Source organism: Massilia sp. LjRoot122 (assembly GCF_964252725.1).
In the GTDB taxonomy this organism is placed as follows: Bacteria; Pseudomonadota; Gammaproteobacteria; order Burkholderiales; family Burkholderiaceae_D; genus Telluria.
Window position 1 is genome coordinate 1,900,664 of the sequence record NZ_CAXUPB020000001.1, and the last position, 15,581, is coordinate 1,916,244.

17 protein-coding genes are annotated in these 15,581 nt (G+C 65.6%); 7 read left to right on the forward strand and 10 right to left on the reverse strand.

Annotation, left to right across the window (positions count from 1 at the left end; genetic code table 11):
• Nucleotides 1–6: 6 nt before the first annotated feature.
• From ACSQ25_RS08390 to ACSQ25_RS08400, 3 genes are all read right to left on the reverse strand, one after another.
• Nucleotides 7–1,200, reverse strand: a complete 1,194-nt coding sequence (locus tag ACSQ25_RS08390; RefSeq protein ID WP_436105245.1) for a PLP-dependent aminotransferase family protein — start codon at nt 1,198–1,200, stop codon at nt 7–9.
• A 124-nt stretch (nt 1,201–1,324) separates the two neighbouring features.
• Nucleotides 1,325–1,786 (reverse strand): RidA family protein, encoded by a 462-nt coding sequence (locus ACSQ25_RS08395; RefSeq protein ID WP_436105246.1) that lies wholly within the window; start codon nt 1,784–1,786, stop codon nt 1,325–1,327.
• Nucleotides 1,787–1,853: 67 nt separating this feature from the next.
• The gene (locus ACSQ25_RS08400) at nt 1,854–2,765 is read right to left on the reverse strand and encodes a DMT family transporter (RefSeq protein ID WP_436105247.1); all 912 of its coding nucleotides are present in this window, start codon (nt 2,763–2,765) and stop codon (nt 1,854–1,856) included.
• Nucleotides 2,766–2,879: 114 nt separating this feature from the next.
• Here ACSQ25_RS08400 and ACSQ25_RS08405 point away from each other — a divergent pair, with 114 nt between their 5' ends.
• A complete protein-coding gene (locus ACSQ25_RS08405) occupies nt 2,880–4,295 on the forward strand; it encodes a PLP-dependent aminotransferase family protein (RefSeq protein WP_436105248.1) in 1,416 nt (471 codons plus the stop codon).
• Here ACSQ25_RS08405 and ACSQ25_RS08410 read toward each other — a convergent pair.
• Nucleotides 4,292–4,774 (reverse strand): VOC family protein, encoded by a 483-nt coding sequence (locus ACSQ25_RS08410; protein ID WP_436105249.1) that lies wholly within the window; start codon nt 4,772–4,774, stop codon nt 4,292–4,294. The two genes, ACSQ25_RS08405 and ACSQ25_RS08410, sit on opposite strands and share 4 nt — an antisense overlap.
• Before the next feature lie 190 nt (nt 4,775–4,964).
• Here ACSQ25_RS08410 and htpG point away from each other — a divergent pair, with 190 nt between their 5' ends.
• Nucleotides 4,965–6,884: a molecular chaperone HtpG gene (gene htpG, locus ACSQ25_RS08415; protein WP_436105250.1), complete on the forward strand. Its 1,920-nt coding sequence runs from the start codon at nt 4,965–4,967 to the stop codon at nt 6,882–6,884.
• 171 nt (nt 6,885–7,055) lie between these two features.
• On the opposite strand, the gene ACSQ25_RS08420 is transcribed toward htpG, so the two are convergent.
• From ACSQ25_RS08420 to kynB, 6 genes are read right to left on the reverse strand one after another with little or no spacing between them, the layout of a single operon-like run.
• Nucleotides 7,056–7,454: a GFA family protein gene (locus tag ACSQ25_RS08420; RefSeq protein WP_436105251.1), complete on the reverse strand. Its 399-nt coding sequence runs from the start codon at nt 7,452–7,454 to the stop codon at nt 7,056–7,058.
• 6 nt (nt 7,455–7,460) lie between these two features.
• On the reverse strand, nt 7,461–7,985 hold the full coding sequence (locus ACSQ25_RS08425; RefSeq protein ID WP_436105252.1) for a GNAT family N-acetyltransferase: 525 nt from the start codon (nt 7,983–7,985) through the stop codon (nt 7,461–7,463).
• Nucleotides 7,982–8,533 carry an RBBP9/YdeN family alpha/beta hydrolase gene (locus ACSQ25_RS08430; RefSeq protein ID WP_436105253.1) on the reverse strand — a complete coding sequence of 184 codons (552 nt, stop codon included), beginning with the start codon at nt 8,531–8,533 and terminating at the stop codon, nt 7,982–7,984. The genes ACSQ25_RS08425 and ACSQ25_RS08430 overlap by 4 nt, the downstream gene beginning before the upstream one ends.
• Nucleotides 8,534–8,577: 44 nt before the next feature.
• Complete coding sequence (gene kynA / locus ACSQ25_RS08435) at nt 8,578–9,420, reverse strand: tryptophan 2,3-dioxygenase (RefSeq protein WP_436105254.1); 843 nt, start codon at nt 9,418–9,420, stop codon at nt 8,578–8,580.
• 9 nt (nt 9,421–9,429) lie between these two features.
• On the reverse strand, nt 9,430–10,686 hold the full coding sequence (kynU, locus tag ACSQ25_RS08440) for a kynureninase (protein WP_436105255.1): 1,257 nt from the start codon (nt 10,684–10,686) through the stop codon (nt 9,430–9,432).
• On the reverse strand, nt 10,683–11,330 hold the full coding sequence (kynB, locus tag ACSQ25_RS08445; protein ID WP_436105256.1) for an arylformamidase: 648 nt from the start codon (nt 11,328–11,330) through the stop codon (nt 10,683–10,685). Before kynB ends, kynU begins: the two co-directional genes overlap by 4 nt.
• 528 nt (nt 11,331–11,858) lie before the next feature.
• On the opposite strand from kynB, the gene flhD reads away from it, so the two are divergent.
• The 5 genes from flhD (at nt 11,859) to motB (ending at nt 15,572) form a co-directional block, all read left to right on the forward strand.
• Nucleotides 11,859–12,176, forward strand: a complete 318-nt coding sequence (gene flhD, locus ACSQ25_RS08450) for a flagellar transcriptional regulator FlhD (protein ID WP_231059877.1) — start codon at nt 11,859–11,861, stop codon at nt 12,174–12,176.
• Between the two features lie 59 nt (nt 12,177–12,235).
• A complete protein-coding gene (flhC, locus tag ACSQ25_RS08455; RefSeq protein ID WP_436105257.1) occupies nt 12,236–12,835 on the forward strand; it encodes a flagellar transcriptional regulator FlhC in 600 nt (199 codons plus the stop codon).
• Nucleotides 12,832–13,575, forward strand: a complete 744-nt coding sequence (locus tag ACSQ25_RS08460; RefSeq protein WP_436105258.1) for a class I SAM-dependent methyltransferase — start codon at nt 12,832–12,834, stop codon at nt 13,573–13,575. The genes flhC and ACSQ25_RS08460 overlap by 4 nt, the downstream gene beginning before the upstream one ends.
• A 131-nt stretch (nt 13,576–13,706) precedes the next feature.
• Entirely contained in the window at nt 13,707–14,561 is an 855-nt protein-coding gene (gene motA / locus ACSQ25_RS08465) for a flagellar motor stator protein MotA (RefSeq protein WP_436105259.1), read from the forward strand.
• Between the two features lie 51 nt (nt 14,562–14,612).
• A complete protein-coding gene (gene motB, locus ACSQ25_RS08470; RefSeq protein WP_436105260.1) occupies nt 14,613–15,572 on the forward strand; it encodes a flagellar motor protein MotB in 960 nt (319 codons plus the stop codon).
• Nucleotides 15,573–15,581: the final 9 nt, after the last annotated feature.

The following is a 15,581-nucleotide window of genomic DNA, read 5'->3' on the forward strand; positions in this document are numbered from 1 at the left end:
TAAGGTTTACAGCATGTCCTTGATCAGCTTGCCGAGGACGGCAATGCCTTCGCGGATGCGCTCCGGCGGCACGGTCACGAAGGACAGGCGCAGGGTGTTGCTCGCCGGCTCATTCGCGTAGAACGGCGCGCCGGGCACGAAGGCCACGCGGGCGGCCAGCGACTGGTCGAGCAGTTTCATGGCGTCGATGCTCTTCGGCAGGGTCACCCAGATGAACATGCCGCCTTCCGGCTTGGTCCAGGTCACGCTGCTCGGGAAGTGCTCGGTCATCGCGTCCAGCATCACCTGGCACTGGTCGCCGTACAGCTTGCGGATGGTCGGGATGTGCTGGTCGAGGAAGCCGTCCTTCACCACTTCGTGCACCACCATCTGGGTCAGCTGGGCGGTGTGCAGGTCGGCCGCCTGCTTGGCCAGCTCGAGGCGGCGCACCAGCGGCAGCGGCGCGCAGACGTAGCCGAGGCGGATGCCCGGGGTCAGCACCTTGGAGAAGGAACCCATGTAGATCACGCCGTCCGGGTTCATCGCGACCATTTTCGGCATCGGCTCGCCGCGGTAAGACAGGGCGCCGTAGGGATCGTCCTCGATCAGCGGCACGCCCAGGCGGGCGCAGGTTTCCACCAACGCCTGGCGGCGTTCCACCGACAGGCTGCGGCCGGTCGGGTTCTGGAAGTTCGGCAGCGAATACAGCAGGCGCGCGCCCTTGGCCACGGCGTCGATCGAGCTTGGGACCAGGCCGTGCTCGTCGGTGTCGACGGATTTGAATTCGGGACGGTAGACCGAGAAGGCCTGCAGGGCGCCGAGGTAGCTCGGGGTCTCGACCAGGACACGGCTGCCTTCGTCGATCAGGACCTTGCCCAGCAGGTCGAGCGCCTGCTGCGAGCCCGAGGTCATCAGGATCTGTTCAGGCAGGATGCGGCTGCCTTCCGTGGAGAGCGAGTTGGCAATCCATTCCCGCAGCGGGCCATAGCCATCGGTCGGGCCGTACTGCAGCGCGACCTTGCCGGCCTCGCTCAGGACCTTGTCGTACGCTTCTTTCATGCGCTCGACCGGGAAAGTGGCTGGCGACGGCAGGCCACCGGCGAAGGAGATGATCTCCGGACGCTGGGTGATCTTCAGGATTTCGCGGATGAACGAGCTTTGCAGCTGCTGCGCGCGCTCCGAAAACTGCCACTGGATGGGATTTGGATTCTCGATTTTCATGCTCTATCTCACAGGAAGGGACCGCACGGGTAGTGCCGGACCATTATAAGGCACGCGGGTAGGCGGCCTCGGGATGGACCGGGCCGGGTAGGCCCAGCCCGCGATCGGTACTAGTTAACAAATGTCAGGCGACTTCGACGATCATTTCGATTTCGACGCAAGTGCCGCGCGGCAGCGAGGCGACGCCGAAGGCCGAACGGGCGTGCTTGCCGGCTTCGCCGAAGACTTCGCCGATCAGTTCCGAGCAGCCATTGGTGACCAGGTGCTGCTCGTTGTATTCCGGGGTCGAAGCGACCAGGCTCATCACCTTGACGATGCGCTTGACGCGGGTCAGGTCGCCGCCGACGGCTTCCTGCAGGGTGCCGAGCAGGTCGATGGCGACCGAGCGCGCAGCGGCCTGGCCGTCGGCGGTGGTCTTGTCCTTGCCCAGGATGCCGGTGTTCGGCGAGCCGTCGGCGTTCTTGGCGATGTGGCCCGAGATGAACACGAGATTGCCGGTCTGCACGTACATGACGTAGGCGGCAGCCGGGGTGGCCGGTGCGGCCAGGGTGATGTTCAGTTCTTTGAGTTTGTCGTAGACGGACATAATTTTCGTGACGTTGCGGTGAAAGAAGCCGGTATTGTACGTCCACCCGGCGTCCTGGAGCGTGTTTTTACTGCTGGCGTACCGCCATCCGGCGTCCGCCGAACACGACGGCGGCCACTGCCAGCGCGAAGGCGACGTTGGCCGGGGTCAGCGCCTCGCCCAGCAGCAGGCTGGCGCCGAGCAGGCTCAGGAAGGGCTGCAGCAGCTGCACCTGGCCGACCCGCGCCACGCCGCCCAGGGCCAGGCCGCGGTACCAGAAGAAAAAGCCGATGAACATCGAGAAAGCCGTGACGTAGGCGAACGCGAGCCAGGAGCAGGCGCCGACCGTGCCCAGGGCGGGGACGCCGTACCAGGCCAGGGCGGCCAGCACCGCCGGCGCCGCCAGCAGCAGCGCCCAGCAAATGGTTTCCGGCCCGCCCAGGCTGCGCGACAGGCGGCCGCCTTCGGCGTAGCCGACCGCCGCCGCCAGCACGGCGCCGAAGATCAGCAGGTCGGCCAGGTGCAGGCTGCCGCCGCCCTCGACCAGGGCGAAGGCGGCCACCAGGCCGGATCCCAGCAGCGCCATGCCCCAGAAGCCGCGCGAAGGCCGTTCGTAGCCGCGCAGGGCCGCGTACAGCGCGGTGACCAGCGGCAGCACGCCGACCAGCAGGGCGCCGTGCGAGGCGGGCACGCTGCGCAAGGCGATCGAGGTCAGCAGCGGGAAGCCGACGATGCAGCCGGCCGCCACCAGGGCCAGCGGGACCAGGGCGCTGCGCGGCGGCAGGGGCGCGCGGCGCCAGGCCAGCCATCCGGCCGCCAGCAGGGCGGCCCCGAGTGCGCGGCCGAGGGCGACGAACACGGGGTCGAGCTCGGCGACCGCCATGCGGGTGAACGGGATGGTCAGGCTGAACATCGCCACGCCGAGCAGGCCGAGCAGCATGCCGCGGTTCTCGTCACGGACGGTGGTCGTTGAAACGGCGGCGGGGCTGGCGGTGTGCATGGAAGTCCTTGTCGAAATGCTTGCGGCGGTCGTGGAGTCAGGTCTATGCTAGCGCTGCGGACCAACACAGTCCCAGTACACTTCGACACTTAATTTCTTCACTGTGATGGTGACATGACCGATACGCCCATCCTGAGCCTGGCGCGCGACGCCGGCGAGCCCCTGGCCGACCAGATCGTGCGCGCCGTGGCCGCGCGCATCGACGAGCGCCTGCTGCGGCCCGGCGCGCGCATGCCCTCGATCCGCCGCTTCGCATCCAGCCACGGGGTGTCGCCGTTCACGGTCGTCGCCAGCTACGACCGGCTGGTGGCGCAGGGCTACCTCGATTCACGCCGCGGCGCCGGCTTCTTCGTGCGCGAACGGGCGCAGCCGCAGTCCGGAGCCGGCAGCAGGGCGCCGGCGCCGCCTGCCGCGGCCACCCTCGACGTTGCCTGGCTGATCCGCAACATGTTCCGCCAGTCGCCGCTCCAGCATTCGCCGGGCGCGGGCGTGCTGCCGGCCGACTGGCTCGACGGTCCGGCCGTGGCCAAGGCCCTGGCCGCCCTGAGCCGGCAGAACAGCGCCGGCTATCTCGGCTACGGCGCGCCGCAAGGCTTCCTCCCGCTGCGCCAGCAGCTGCAACTGAAACTGGCCGAATTCGAGATCGAGGCGCCGCCCGAACAGCTCGTCATGACCATGGGCGTGACCCAGGCGCTCGACCTGGTCGCGCGCGAGTTCTGCCGGCCGGGCGACACCATCCTGGTCGACGACCCGGCCTGGTTCCTGATGTTCGGCTCGTTCGCGGCGATGGGCCTGAACGTGGTCGGCGTGCGGCGCCTGGGCGACGGTCCCGACCTGGAACAATTGGCCGCGCTGGCGGCCCTGCACCGGCCCTGCCTGTACGTGATCAACTCGGTGCTGCACAACCCAACCTCGACCTCGCTGTCGGCGGCCAAGGCTTTCCAGGTGCTGCGCCTGGCCGAGCAATTCGGTTTCACGGTGGTGGAGGACGACATCTATGCCGACCTGCACCCCGGGAATGCCACGCGTCTCGCGGCACTGGACGGATTGCGCCAGGTGATCTACCTCGGCGGCTTCTCGAAATCGATGGCCCCGAACCTGCGCGTCGGCTTCATCGCTGCGTCCGGCGAACGGGCGCAGCGCCTGGCCGACCGCAAGATGCTGGCCACGCTCACCACCAGCGACATCGGCGAGCGGGTGGTCTACAAGATCCTGTCCGAAGGCCTCTACCGCAAGCACCTGGACCGGGTGCGCAGCCGGCTCGACGCGGTGCGTCCCAAGGCGCTGCGCCAGCTGGAGGCGTTCGGCCTGCGTCCGGAACCGGCCCCGAGCGCCGGCATGTTCGTCTGGGTCGACGCCGGCCGCGACACCAATGCGGTGGCCGCGCGCGCCATGCAGGACGACTTGCTGCTGGCGCCGGGCAGCCTGTTTTCGCCGAACCAGCTGCCCTCGACCCGCATGCGCCTGAACGTGGCGGCGCTGCAGGACGCGGCCACGCTCCGCCTGCTGGAGCGCGCCCTGCGAACCTAGGCGCCCGGGCAGCCACCCGGCATCGCCTTGGCCATCTCGTCCTGGATTTCCTGCGGCGTCATGTCGCGCAGGTGGGTGGCGATGGCCCAGCGGTGGCCGAAGGGATCGACCAGCTGGCCGTAGCGGTCGCCCCAGAACGCATCGTCCAGCGGCATCAGGGGCTTGCCCCCGGCCGCCAGTGCGCGTTCCCAGACCGCGTCGGCGTCGGGTACGTACAGGTGGATGACGACCGCCGAGCCCTGCAGGGCGAGCGGCCCGCGGCTGCCGTACTCGGGAAAGTCGTCGCACAGCATGAGCACCGAATCGCCGATGCGCAGGCTGGCATGCATGATCTTGCCGCCCGGGCCGGGCATGCGGTCGATTTCGACCGCGCCGAAGGCCTGGCGGTAGAAGTCGATCGCCCTGGCCGCGCCTTCGCAGACCAGGTGCGGGGTGACACTGTGGAAGCCTTCGGGGATTGGACGCGCTGCCTGCTTCATGATCGATCTCCTGTATTCGTTGTGGGGTGCTGCTCCCAGGACGACGAACGGGGCGGCCCGGATTCGACAGGCCGGGCAAAAAAAGTCCGGCCGCCGCAAAACTTGCCAAAAAGACCCTTGAAAACGGCTTGCCCATCCCTATATGCCTCCGAGTTGAACCACCCCACCCATGTTTTTTACGAGGAACAAGATGGCAGTTGCCGAAAAAGAAACCCTTGGCTTCCAGGCAGAAGTAAAACAGCTGTTGCAGCTCATGATCCACTCCTTGTATTCGAACAAGGAGATCTTCCTGCGCGAACTGATCTCGAACGCTTCCGACGCGGCCGACAAGCTGCGCTTCGAGGCGATCAACAACGACGCCCTGTACGGCAATGACCATGAACTGAAGATCAAGGTCAGCTTCGACAAGGATGCGCGCACCCTCACGATTTCGGACAACGGCATCGGCATGAGCCGCGACGAAGTCATCTCGCACCTGGGCACCATCGCCAAGTCGGGCACCAAGGAATTCTTCAGCAAGCTGTCGGGCGACCAGCAGCAGGACGCGGCCCTGATCGGCCAGTTCGGCGTCGGCTTCTACTCGGCCTTCATCGTGGCCGACCGCGTGATCGTGAACACCCGCCGCGCCGGCGCCTTCGCCTCGGAAGGCGTGCGCTGGGAGTCGACCGGCGAGGGCGACTACAGCATCGAATCGATCGAAAAGCCGGGCCGCGGCACCGACGTGATCCTGCATCTGCGCGCCGGCGAGGAAGAGCTGCTGTCGTCCTGGAAGCTGAAATCGATCATCCGCAAGTACTCGGACCACATCTCGCTGCCGATCGTGATGCAGAAGGAAGAGTGGGACGACGAGCAGAAGCAGACCGTGCTGAAGGACGAGTTCGAGACCGTCAACCAGGCCAGCGCACTGTGGGCGCGCTCGAAGAGCGACATCACCGACGAGCAGTACAACGAGTTCTACAAGCACGTCTCGCACGACTTCCAGGAACCGCTGGCCTACACCCACAACCGGGTGGAAGGGCGCAGCGAGTACACCCAGCTGCTGTTCGTCCCGGCGCATGCACCCTTCGACCTGTGGGACCGCAACAAGCGTGCCGGCATCAAGCTGTACGTCAAGCGCGTGTTCATCATGGACGACGCCGAGCAGCTGATGCCGACCTACCTGCGCTTCATCAAGGGCGTGATCGACTCGGCCGACCTTCCGCTGAACGTCTCGCGCGAGATCCTGCAGGAATCCCGCGACGTGAAGGTGATCCGCGAAGGCTCGACCAAGCGCGTGCTGGGCATGCTGGAAGAGATGGCGAATTCGGAAGAGCAGGCGGGCAAGGACAAGTACGCCACCTTCTGGAAAGAGTTCGGCCAGGTGCTCAAGGAAGGCATCGGCGAGGACGCCACCAACAAGGACCGCATCGCCAAGCTGCTGCGCTTCGCCTCGACCGCCAATGAATCGGACGAGCAGACCGTGTCCTTCGAGGACTACGTCAAGCGCATGAAGGAAGGCCAGGACAAGATCTACTACGTCACCGCCGACAGCTTCAGCGCCGCGAAGAACAGCCCGCACCTGGAGATCTTCCGCAAGAAGGGCGTCGAAGTGCTCCTGATGACGGACCGTGTCGACGAGTGGATGCTGTCCTTCCTGAGCGAGTTCGAGGGCAAGGAACTGGTGTCGGTGGCCAAGGGCGGCCTGGACCTGGGTGCGCTCGAGGACGAAGCCGAGAAGAAGGAGCACCTTGAAGTCGAAGCCGGCTACAAGGAGCTGGTCGAGAAGATGAAGGGCGCGCTGGGCGAGAAGGCCAAGGACGTGCGCGTCAGCTTCCGCCTGACCGATTCGCCGGCCTGCCTGGTCGCGGACGAGAACGAATTGTCGGGCAACCTGCTGCGCATGCTGAAGGCGGCCGGCCAGAACGCGCCGGAATCGAAGCCCATCCTCGAGATCAACCCGAACCACCCGCTGGTGACGCGCCTGAAGTACGAGGACGCGGACGGTGCCCGCTTTGCCGACTGGTCGCACATCCTGTTCGACCAGGCCATGCTGGCCGAAGGCGGCAGCCTGAGCGATCCGGCCTCGTTCGTGAAGCGCCTGAACGAGATGCTGCTGGCGACGGCGAAGTAAGCGTCAGGCAGTAAGCTGCACAAAGAACCGGGGCCGTGAGCCCCGGTTTTTCATGGGTGTGGCATTTGCTTTTCGTAGGGTGGGCGGCTTGTCCGCCCGCGCGTTCAACTCTCCTACGCGCAGTGGCAACGCATGCCGGAATCGAACGCGCGGACGGCGAAGCCGTCCACCCTACAAATGCCTGACCTCTCTGGGCGGCGTGGTCCAATTGTCATTACGGCCGTCGAGGTAGCGCACCGGTGCGGCGATCAGTTCCTCGGGCGGCAGGTCGTCCAGGCTGGCCAGCACCACCGCGTGGAAGGCGCCCAGCGACGGCGAGTCGCCGGTGGAGAAGGTATTGATGCCGCAATTCCCGCAAAAGTAATGGGCGTCGCGCCGCGTGTGGTAGCGGTATTCGCGCAGCGTCTCGGCGCCCGCAAGCAGCCGGAATGCATGTGAAGGCACCTGCGCCGCCCAGAAGCGCATCTTGCTGCAGATCGTGCAGTTGCACTTGATAGTGCCGGCACCGAGGTCGATATCGGCCTCGAACCGTACGCTGCCACAGTGGCAGCTGCCGTGGTAAGTCTTCATCTTCTCTTATTTCATGGCCGCCCAGGCTTGCGCGCTGATGTCGTAGACCGACACCGTCTGTGCGTGCCAGGTTTCCTCGCCCCGGTAGCGCATGCCGAGACGCTGCATGACCCTGCTGGAGTCCGCGTTGTCCGGATGGCAGATCGCCGCCAGCAGCGGCGCCTTCAGCTCGTCGAAGGCGAAGGCCGCCATGCGGCGTGCCGCTTCCGTCGCATAGCCGCGGCCCCAGCGGTCCGGGCGCAGGCGCCAGCCGATTTCGTGCTCGTTGGCGGGATCGTGGCCGAGGTGCTGGATGCAGCCGGCGCCGACCAGTTCCCCGCTGTCCTGTTCGATGAAGCTCCACCACGAATGACCGAACTGTTTCCAGCGGCCCTGCACGCGTTCGATCATGGCCGCCGTCTCCTCGGGCGTCTCGGGCCTGCCCGCGATGTAGCGCTGCACCGCCGGATCGGCGTTCAGCACGCGCAGGCCCTCATAGTGCGCGGGACAGACGGGTTCCAGGCGCAGGCGTGGGGTAGCGAGGATCGTCACGTCGTGTGTCCGAGCTGGTCGCAGAATTCCTGCAGCAGGCGCTCGCCCTCGGGCCAGGGACCGTGGCCCGAATCCGCGTTGACGTGGCCGGCGTCGCCGATCTGGATGAAACGGCTGCCCCAGGCGCGGGCGAAGGCCGCCGCGCGCTCGTTCGAGACATAGGGATCGTCGGTGCTGGCGATGACCAGGCTCGGGAAGGGCAGGGCCTGGAGCGGAATCGGCGCGAAGCCGTTGACGGGTACCGGATAGCTCGGGGCCTCGACGTCGCTCGGCGCCACCAGGAAGGCGCCGGCCACCTTCAGCGGCGAGCCGCTGAGCGCCCAGTGCACCGCCAGCATGCAGCCGAGGCTGTGCGCGACCAGGATCGGCGCGCCCTTGCAGGCCCCGATCGCGGCATCCAGCTCGGCCACCCATTCGTCGCGGTCCGGGCAGTTCCAGTCGCGGTGCTGGGCCTTGGTCCAGGCCGGATAGCGCCCCTGCCACTGGCTTTGCCAGTGCTCGGGGCCGGAGTTCCACAGGCCTGACAGGATCAGTACGTCGCACTTCATCGCGCCTCCACCGTTAAGAAAAGATCAACGGCGATTGTACGTCTTCAGAGCGCCGTGCGCAGCGCGAACAGTTCCGGGAACAGCACCACGTCGAGCATCTTGCGCAGGTAGCTGACGCCCGCCGTGCCGCCGGTGCCGGTCTTGAAGCCGATGATGCGCTCGACCGTGCTCACGTGGCGGAAGCGCCAGAAGCGGAAGGCGGTCTCCAGGTCGACCAGCTTCTCGGCCAGTTCGTACAGCGCCCAGTGGTGCTCGGTGTCCTGGTAGACGCCCAGCCAGGCCGCTTTTACGGTGTCGTCAAGCTCGGTGGGGCGGGTCCAGTCGGTGGCCAGGCGCTCGGGCGCGATCGCGAAGCCGCTGCGCGCCAGCAGCATCACCGCCTCGTCGTACACCGAGGGCGTGTGCAGTTCGCGTTCGAGGATGGCATGCGCATCTGGCGACTTCTCGTGGACGGCGAGCAGGTTCGCGTTCTTGTTCCCCAGGATGAATTCGAGCTCGCGGTACTGGAAGGACTGGAAGCCCGAGGATGCGCCCAGGTAGGGGCGGATCGCCGTGTACTCGGGCGGCGTCATGGTGGCCAGCACGTCCCAGGCATGCACCAGCTGGTCCATGATGCGCGCTACCCGCGCCAGCATCTTGAAGGCCGGCGGCAGGTTGTCTTCCCGGATGTGGCGGCGCACCGCCTGCAGTTCGTGCAGCATCAGCTTGATCCACAGCTCGCTGGTCTGGTGCTGGATGATGAACAGCATCTCGTTGTGGTTGGGCGAGAGCGGGTGCTGGGCGGACAGGATCTGGTTCAGACCCAGGTAGTCGCCGTAGCTCATGGACTCCTTGAAGTCGAGCTTCGCGCCGTGCCACTCCGCCTTGTCATTGGTTTGGTCGTTCATCTGGGCTCCTCAGGTCACTGCGCTGCGTTCGGCCTGGGTATCGTAGGCCTGGTTGTCGAGGATGTCCTTCAGGATCGCCACCGCGTCCCAGACGTCGGCGAAGCTGGTGTACAGCGGGGTGAAGCCGAAGCGCATGATCTCCGGCTCGCGGTAGTCGCCGATCACGCCGCGCGCAATCAAGGCCGCCATCACCGCATAGCCGTGCGGATGGGTGAAGCTGGCCTGGCTGCCGCGCCGCGCATGCTCGCGCGGCGTCACCAGGCCGAGCGGGTGACCCGCACAAGTCGCTTCGACCAGTTCGATGAACAGGTCGGTCAAGGCCAGCGATTTCGCGCGGATGGCCTCCATGCCGGTCTCTTCGAAGATCTCCAGCCCGCACTCGACCAGGGCCAGCGAGACCACCGGCTGGGTGCCGCACAGGGCGCGGCCGATCCCTTCGCAGGCCGCGAAGCCGTGCGACATCGCGAAGGGCTTCGCATGGCTCCACCAGCCGGTGAGGGGATGGGCGAACGCCGCCTGGTGCCGCTGCGGCACCCAGATGAAGGCCGGCGCGCCGGGGCCGCCGTTCAGGTATTTATAGGTGCAGCCCACCGCGAAGTCGGCTTCCGCCGCATGCAGGTCGACCGGCACCGCGCCGGCCGAGTGGGCCAGGTCCCAGACCGCCAGCGCGCCGCCGGCATGCGCATGACGGGTCAGTTGGGCCATGTCGTGCTGGTAGCCGGTGCGGTAATTCACGTGGGTGAGCATCAGCACCGCGCAGTCGGCGTCGACGGCGGCGGGAATCTCCTCCACCGAATCGACCAGGCGCACCCGGTAGCCGCGTTCGAGCCACTGGGTCAGGCCTTCCGCCATATAGATATCGGTCGGGAAGTTGCTGCGTTCGGTGACGATGGTGCGGCGGGCGGAGCCGGGGCCCTGGGCCTGCAGGTGCAGCGCGGCGGCCAGCGCCTTGAACAGGTTGAGCGAGGTGGTGTCGGTGACCACGACTTCGCCGTCCTTCGCGCCGATCAGCGGAGCCAGGCGATTGCCGAGGCGCTTGGGCAGGTCGAACCAGCCGGCCGTGTTCCAGCTCTTGATCAGGTCCTGGCCCCATTCGCGGGCCACCACGTCCTGGACGCGCGCAAGGGCCGCCTTCGGACGGGCGCCGAGCGAATTGCCGTCCAGGTAGATGAGGCCCGGGGGCAGGTCGAAGCGCTCGCGCAGGGGGCGCAGCGGATCGCGCTCGTCGCGGGCGACGCAGTCGGCGCGGGTGATGTCGATGTTCATGCGGTTTCCTTGGCGGGTAGGGCGCGCAGGATGGCGCGCACCGGGCTGGCGTCCATGCCGGCGAATTTCAGGGGCAGGGCGACCAGTTCATAGTCGCCCTCGGGCACCGCGTCCAGCACGATGCCTTCCAGGATCGCCATGCCGCCGGCGCGTACCGCGTGGTGGGCGTCCAGGGTCTTGGAGTCCTGCGGGTCGAGCGAGGGGGTGTCGGTGCCGACCAGGATCACGCCCTTGCTCGCCAGGAGTGCGATGGCGGCCGGGCTGATGGCCGGGAAGGCCGAGTCCCAGGCGCTCTGGGGCGCACTGGCGTAAGTACGCAGCAGCACGCGCGGCGGCACGCCGTCCAGCTTGCCCTCCAGGTGGGCCGGTTCCACCGCCGCCACGCCGAGGCAGTGGAGCACGCGGCAGGCCCCGATATACGGGAGCAGGTCGACCTGGTCGATGGACTTGCCGGCCGGGTCGTAGTGGCTGGGGGCGTCGGTGTGCGCGCCGAGGTGGGTCGTCATCGTCATCCGGCTGACCTTGACCGGGCAGCCATCCTTGATTTCCCAGGTGGGCGCGGCTTCGAAGGGGGTGTCGCCGGGCCAGACCGGGATGGCAGCCGAGATCGTCGGGCTGATGTCCCAGAGTCGTAAAGATTCCATGCTTGCCTTAAAGGATAGTTGAGGCCTGAAGTTTCTTCAGGGCCGCAGTGTAGCAAGTGAACGAAAAAAACTTCAAAAAATTTTCGACAGAACCCTAAAGTTCCCAAAACCGCTGCCGTTACCCCTCTCAGAAGCGCGGTAAAGGGTCCTGAAAAATATTTTCAAAAAACCCTCAAGTTCTCGCCAGACGCTCCGTTAAAGGGTGGACAGGGCAGCAAAAGATTGAAAAATATTTTGCGAAAACCCTAAAGTTCTCCAAAAGCTTGACGTAAATCGTAGCAAGCGCACGACAGAAGCAGGTTCGGGCGCACACAATTTAAGCCGATTCCGGCACCTCCCCCAGCCCCTTTTTCATAGGGGCGCCACAGTGATCCAGCAGGGTTTGTCAGACAAACTCCTACGGGTCCTGTCCGTCATTCGCGGACGCAAAATACAGACTTCGTCCAATAGCTCAAAAGTTTCCGTACGGTCAGAATCTATCTCATCGGCAACACGCAAGTCGCCGAACCAACGGATACGGAGATAGAAATGACGATGAACGACATGATGGCTGAAATCCGCGACGCAAACCTGAGCTACCTGATGCTGGCCCAGCAGATGATCCGCGCCGACAAGGTCACCGCCATCTTCCGTCTCGGCATCTCGGCCGACATCGCCGACCTGATCGAAAGCATGAGCAATGCCCAGATCCTGAAACTGGCAAGCGGCAACATGATGCTGGCCCGTTTCCGCTTCGACGACACCGCCATCCTGTCGATGCTGACCAGCCACACCAAGGAACGCAGCCTGGCCCAGTCGCACGCCGCCATCCTGATGGCCGGCCAGCCGGTCGAAGAGATCGTATAAAATCCCGCTAGACGCGATCCCGCCGGGATCGCACATCAGTACTAGTGGCGGGAGCAGGGATGAGCAAGAAAAGTGTCGTGTCGGAAGCGCAGGAAATCCAGCTTGCGATCGAACTGATCAACCTGGGAGCGCGCCTCCAGCTGCTCGAAACCGAAGTCTCGCTCTCGCGCGAACGCCTGCTCAAGCTGTACAAGGAACTCAAGGGCGTCTCTCCGCCCAAGGGCATGCTGCCTTTCTCGACCGACTGGTTCCTGACCTGGCAGCCGAACATCCATTCCTCGCTGTTCATCAACATCCATAACTTCCTGGTCGAACATGCCGGCGCCACCGGCATCCAGGCGGTGATGAAGGCCTATAAGCTCTACCTCGAACAGATGCCGCCCGAGCCGGGCGAAGAGCCTTTGCTGTCGCTCACCCGCGCCTGGACCCTGGTGCGCTTCTTCCAGAGCGGCATGCTGGTGCTGGCCCCGTGCCAGAAGTGCCAGGGCAAGTTCATCGTCAATGCCCTCGACCTGAACGCCGACTACCTGTGCGGCCTGTGCCACATGCCTTCGCGTGCCGGCAAGACCCGCAAGGCCAGGGACGCGAAAGAGGCGCAGGACGCCCAGGATGCCAGGGACGCCGCGGCAAGCCAGAGCGCCGGTCCATCCCCCGAGTGAAACCCGCCGTCGCGGCGCTGCTGCTGCAGGCCGCCGCCTTTCCCCTGACGCTCGCCGTCACCTGGCTGCTGGCCACGGCCGGCGTGCCGATGTCCTACCTCGGCGTGGCCCTGATCCAGGGCCTCATCGCCGCCGCCCTGAGCTGGTGGCGCGGCCTGGCCAGCTGGTGGCGTGCCATCCAGCTGCTGTTCCCGGCCGCCCTGGTCGGCGCCGCCCAGCTGGCGGTCCCGCCGCCGGTCTTCCTCGCCATCTTCCTGTTCCTGCTGCTGCTGTACTGGTCCACCTACCGTACCCAGGTACCGTACTACCCGTCCAACCGGCGCGTCTGGGAGGCGGTCGCCGCTCTCCTTCCGAATAAAGACCCGGTGCGCGTGATCGACATCGGCAGCGGCCTGGGCGGCCTGGTGCTGGACCTGGCGCAACGCCGGCCCGGCATCGAGGCCACGGGCATCGAGCTGGCGCCGCTGCCCTGGCTGGTCAGCCGGCTGCGCGCACGCCTCGGCGGCAGCCGCGCGCGCTTCATCCGCGGCGACTACGAGCGCCTCGATTTCGCCGGCTACGACCTGGTCTTCGCCTACCTGTCTCCAGCAGCCATGGGTGCGCTGTGGCGCAAGGCGGCACGCGAGATGCGTCCGGGCTCGCTGCTTCTCAGTTACGAATTCGCCATTGACGATCGTTTAGCGAACCGTACCGTCTATCCCACAGAGGGCGGCCCGGCCCTGCATATCTGGCACTTTTAGGCGACAACAGGGGGCTTTTTACTTGCCCATGGGCCATTCTCCCGCTAGAGTGGTTCCCTGCATCAACTTTGCCTGAAATCACTTAATTTGAGCATGCCGGTGGACCCCGGCCTTTCTGGAGTGGAATTCCCTTGTTAGTCATTGTCGGTTACATCATCGTCTGTGCCAGCGTGTTCGGCGGCTTCGTCTGGACTGGCGGCCACATCGCGTCGCTTTGGCAGCCGCTCGAACTGCTGATGATCGGCGGTGCTGCGGTCGGCGCATTCTTTGTCGGTAACACCATGAAGTCGGTGAAGGCGACCGCCAAGGCCTTCCCGAGCATCTTCAAGGGCTCCCAGTACACCAAGGACATGTACATGGAGCTGATGGCACTGCAGTTCGACGTGCTGTCGAAGGTGCGCAAGGAAGGCCTGATGTCGATCGAAGGCGACATCGAGGCGCCGGAAGCCTCGCCGCTGTTCTCGAAATACCCGGCCGTGCTGGCCGACCACCACATCATCGAATTCATGACCGACTACCTGCGTCTGATGGTCTCGGGAAACATGGACGCGATGCAAATCGAAAACCTGATGGACAACGAGATCGAGACCCACCACCACGAAGGCGCGATCCCGGCCCACGTGATCGCCAAGGTCGGCGACGGCCTGCCGGCCTTCGGTATCGTGGCGGCGGTGATGGGCGTGGTCCACACGATGGAATCGGTGGGCCTGCCTCCGGCCGAGCTGGGTATCCTGATCGCCAAGGCCCTGGTCGGTACCTTCCTCGGCATCCTGCTGGCCTACGCCTTCGTGTCGCCGCTGGGGAACGTGCTGGAACAGAAGCTGGAAGAATCGACCAAGATGTTCCAGTGCGTGAAGGTCACCCTGCTGGCCAGCCTGAACGGCTATGCGCCGGCGCTGGCGGTCGAATTCGGCCGCAAGGTGCTGTACTCGACCGAGCGCCCGAGCTTCGCCGAGCTCGAAGACCATATCAAGCGGAAGAAGTAAGCCCCATGCCGCTGTTGTCCATCCACTTGACGCCGACCGAAGGGAGGGAGCATGGCTGATGAAAACATGCGCCCCATCGTCGTCAAGCGCATCAAGAAGGTCGCCGGCGGCCACCATGGCGGTGCCTGGAAGATCGCCTACGCCGACTTCGTGACCGCGATGATGGCCTTCTTCCTGCTCATGTGGCTGCTGGGCTCGACCGCCAAGGGCGACCTGGAAGGCATCTCGGAATACTTCAAGACCCCGCTGAAGGTGGCGATGGCGGGCGGCTCGGGCGCGGGCGATTCCTCGTCCGTGATCAAGGGCGGCGGCACCGACCTGACCCGCCGCAACGGCCAAGTCAAGAAGGGCGACGTCGACCCGACCTCGAAGACCTACAACCTCGAAGCCGCCAAGGCCCAGGTGGCGAAAGCGGAAGCCGAGCGCCTCCAGTCCCTGAAGACGAAGATCGAATCGGTCATCGAGGTCAACCCGCTGCTCAAGAAGTACAAGAACCAGCTGCTGCTCGACATCACCAGCGAAGGCCTGCGCATCCAGATCGTGGACGAGCAGAACCGCCCGATGTTCGCGCTGGCCAGGGCCGAGCTGCAGCCCTACACGAAGGAAATCCTGAACATCATCGGCATGGTGCTCAACGAGGTGCCGAACAAGATCGGCCTGTCGGGCCATACCGACGCCACGCCGTATTTCAGCGACGCCGGCTACAGCAACTGGGAACTGTCGGCCGACCGCGCCAATGCATCGCGCCGCGAACTGGTGCGCGGCGGCCTGACCGACGACAAGGTGCTGCGCGTGGTGGGCCTGGCCTCGGCCGCCCACCTGGACCGCAAGGACCCGTTCAACCCGATCAACCGGCGTATCAGCATCATCGTGATGAACAAGAAGACCGAGGAGGCCGTCCAGCGCGACGCCGCTTCGCTCGACGTGCCGGCGCAACAACCCGCAGCGGCAGCCGGAGTGGGTGCCGCCGCAGGGCGGCACGCCGCCGGCGCTGCGACCGTCGCACAATGATCCAGGACT

Coding starts and splice junctions, on each gene's coding strand:
- ACSQ25_RS08390 (WP_436105245.1), bottom strand. CDS start 1,200: ATGAAAATCGAGAATCCAAATCCCATCCAGTGGCAGTTTTCGGAGCGC.
- ACSQ25_RS08395 (WP_436105246.1), bottom strand. CDS start 1,786: ATGTCCGTCTACGACAAACTCAAAGAACTGAACATCACCCTGGCCGCA.
- ACSQ25_RS08400 (WP_436105247.1), bottom strand. CDS start 2,765: ATGCACACCGCCAGCCCCGCCGCCGTTTCAACGACCACCGTCCGTGAC.
- ACSQ25_RS08405 (WP_436105248.1), top strand. CDS start 2,880: ATGACCGATACGCCCATCCTGAGCCTGGCGCGCGACGCCGGCGAGCCC.
- ACSQ25_RS08410 (WP_436105249.1), bottom strand. CDS start 4,774: ATGAAGCAGGCAGCGCGTCCAATCCCCGAAGGCTTCCACAGTGTCACC.
- htpG (WP_436105250.1), top strand. CDS start 4,965: ATGGCAGTTGCCGAAAAAGAAACCCTTGGCTTCCAGGCAGAAGTAAAA.
- ACSQ25_RS08420 (WP_436105251.1), bottom strand. CDS start 7,454: ATGAAGACTTACCACGGCAGCTGCCACTGTGGCAGCGTACGGTTCGAG.
- ACSQ25_RS08430 (WP_436105253.1), bottom strand. CDS start 8,533: ATGAAGTGCGACGTACTGATCCTGTCAGGCCTGTGGAACTCCGGCCCC.
- kynA (WP_436105254.1), bottom strand. CDS start 9,420: ATGAACGACCAAACCAATGACAAGGCGGAGTGGCACGGCGCGAAGCTC.
- kynU (WP_436105255.1), bottom strand. CDS start 10,686: ATGAACATCGACATCACCCGCGCCGACTGCGTCGCCCGCGACGAGCGC.
- kynB (WP_436105256.1), bottom strand. CDS start 11,330: ATGGAATCTTTACGACTCTGGGACATCAGCCCGACGATCTCGGCTGCC.
- flhD (WP_231059877.1), top strand. CDS start 11,859: ATGACGATGAACGACATGATGGCTGAAATCCGCGACGCAAACCTGAGC.
- flhC (WP_436105257.1), top strand. CDS start 12,236: ATGAGCAAGAAAAGTGTCGTGTCGGAAGCGCAGGAAATCCAGCTTGCG.
- motB (WP_436105260.1), top strand. CDS start 14,613: ATGGCTGATGAAAACATGCGCCCCATCGTCGTCAAGCGCATCAAGAAG.